The organism is Staphylococcus pasteuri (assembly GCF_030547725.1).
Taxonomy (GTDB): domain Bacteria; phylum Bacillota; class Bacilli; order Staphylococcales; family Staphylococcaceae; genus Staphylococcus; species Staphylococcus pasteuri.
Genome location: NZ_JAUOQO010000164.1, coordinates 1 through 313 on the forward strand (window position 1 = coordinate 1; position 313 = coordinate 313).

Genomic DNA, 313 nt, shown 5'->3' on the forward strand with positions numbered 1-313 from the left:
AAGCACTAACCCCTCAACAATGCACTCTTCACCAACACCTGATCGTTTTTTGAAAAGTAAAAGCAATTCATAGAGTGATGTGAACATATACATACAATACATATGAGCGAATACATCTTGAAAAGCACTTTTCGGCGTATCTTCAAATACCCCGCCGGAATTACGAAGAAATAATTCAAGCTCATCTAACTCTGCTATCTGCTTAGTTTCAACATGTCTTTTGTCAGTTTCGAAACAGTCAAAAGACATTAAATCATCCACAATCAGGCAGAACATACTATTTTTAACAAGATAGTCTCTCATGCATCACCTC

At 36.7% G+C, this 313-nt stretch carries 1 protein-coding gene; it reads right to left on the reverse strand.

The annotated features are described in order from the left end of the window. The coding region (locus Q4528_RS13240) for a hypothetical protein (RefSeq protein WP_303521960.1) at positions 1-303 on the reverse strand (303 nt) is incomplete at its 3' end. Positions 304-313 lie beyond the last annotated feature (10 nt).